At 72.3% G+C, this 1,746-nt stretch carries 2 protein-coding genes; one reads left to right on the top strand and one right to left on the bottom strand.

From position 1 onward, the window contains the following. Positions 1–94 precede the first annotated feature (94 nt). Positions 95–988, bottom strand: a complete 894-nt coding sequence (locus AB8Z36_RS38465; RefSeq protein WP_369218005.1) for an NADP-dependent oxidoreductase — start codon at positions 986–988, stop codon at positions 95–97. A 122-nt stretch (positions 989–1,110) separates the two neighbouring features. On the opposite strand from AB8Z36_RS38465, the gene AB8Z36_RS38460 reads away from it, so the two are divergent. Further along, positions 1,111–1,716 carry a TetR/AcrR family transcriptional regulator gene (locus tag AB8Z36_RS38460; RefSeq protein WP_369218004.1) on the top strand — a complete coding sequence of 202 codons (606 nt, stop codon included), beginning with the start codon at positions 1,111–1,113 and terminating at the stop codon, positions 1,714–1,716. Positions 1,717–1,746 lie beyond the last annotated feature (30 nt).

Genomic DNA, 1,746 nt, shown 5'->3' with positions numbered 1-1,746 from the left:
GCGGATGACCAGTCGGTCCATGCCCGCATCCTGCACCCCTTCGACGGCTCCCAAGCCATATCGGCGTTCTTTCCCTCCCGCCGCACCGCACGATTCAGATGATCATGACCCGGCGCCCGCGCGTGTGACCGGCCTTGCTGTCGATGTGCGCCGCCGCGGCGTCGGCGAGCGGGTACGACTTCTCGACGGGGATGTGGAGCCTGCCCCGCGCGATGAGATCGGCGGCCTCGGCCAGGGCGTCCGGCACGCTCCCGGCCACGCCGGAGAAGCGGACGCCGTGTTCCGCCGCGCCGAGATCCGCGATGGTGATCACCTTGCCCGCGTCCCCGGTCAGCTCGACGAGTTCGGCCAGCACGCCCGAGCCCGCGAGGTCGAGGGCCGCGTCGACGGGGCCGAGCCGCCGCACCCGCTCGACCCAACCCTCGCCGTACGTCGTGGCGAGGGCGCCCAGGTCGCGCAGGTACTCCTGGTTCGCGGCCCCGGCCGTGCCGATGACCGTGATGCCGCGCTCGCGGGCGATCTGCAGGACGGCCGAGCCGACTCCCCCGGACGCGCCGCTGACCAGCAGCGTCTGTCCGGGCCGTACACCGGTCTCGCCGATGACGCGCAGCGCGGTCTCCACCACCGAGGGGTACCCGGCCGCCTCCTGGAACGACAGGCCTTCGGGCATCCGGGCCCAGGCCCCGAGCACGGCGAACTCGGCGTAGGTGGCGGAGCCTTCGCCGAAGACGCGGTCGCCGACGGCGACTCCTTCGACGCCCTCGCCGATCTCGTCCACCACCCCGGCGGCGTCCAGGCCGACCCCCGCGGGCAGCTCGATGGGATGGGCCGACAGCTTCTGGCCCTCGCGGATTCTCCAGTCGACGGGGTTCACGCCCGCCGCCCGCACGGCGACGCGTATCTGGCCGGGGCCCGCGTGGGGCTCCTCGGCGTCTTCGAGTCGCAGGACGTCGGGACCGCCGAATTCGGCGAAGCTCACTCTCTTCATGCCGGGGAAGTTAGCACTAACGGTTAGCGTTTCAAAACCGTTCGGCTTAAGTAATCGTTCTGCTTCCATTGCAGTTACGAGTCCGGAACGGCTCCTATTTCACATCTGCTAGCTTTACGCGCATGACCGCGCCGCCAGGACGCCGGGAGCGCAAGAAGGCCGCGACCCGCCAGAAGATCGCCGACACCGCCCTGCGGCTCTTCATCGAGCGCGGATACGACGCGGTGGGCATCCGGGACGTGGCCGCCGAGGCCGACGTGGCCGTCACCACCGTCTTCTCGCACTTCGCCTCGAAGGAGGCGCTGGTCTTCGAGCGCGACGACGACTTCGAGCAGCGCCTCACGCGGGCGGTCACCGACCGCGCCCCCGACGAGCCGCTCATCCCCGCGCTCCGGCGCGAGATCCGGGACATGGTGCGCCACTGCGCGGCGGACGGCTCCGACCCGGTCTGGCGCATGATCGACGGCTCGCCCGCCCTGCGGCAGTACGAGGAGTCCATGCGGCTGCGCCACGCGGAGTCGCTGGCCACGGCCATCGCCGCGGGTCCCGGCGGCGACCGGACCCCGACCGCCTGCCGCACCCTCGCCCGGTTCGTGGTCGACGCCCACGCGCTCGGCCGCGAGGCGGCCGAGCCGGACGCCGCGGTGGACGAGATCTTCGCGATGATTGAGGCGGCCTGGGAGGCCGCTCTCCCCGCCCGGCCCGCGCGCGTCTCCGGCACGCCCTGACCGCCGCGGCCCGCCTCCCTTAGCCCACCC

This window comes from Streptomyces flavofungini (assembly GCF_041028215.1).
Lineage (GTDB): Bacteria > Actinomycetota > Actinomycetes > Streptomycetales > Streptomycetaceae > Streptomyces > Streptomyces flavofungini_B.
The sequence above is the reverse complement of the archived record's forward strand: the minus strand, read 5'-3'. Positions and strand labels throughout refer to the sequence as shown.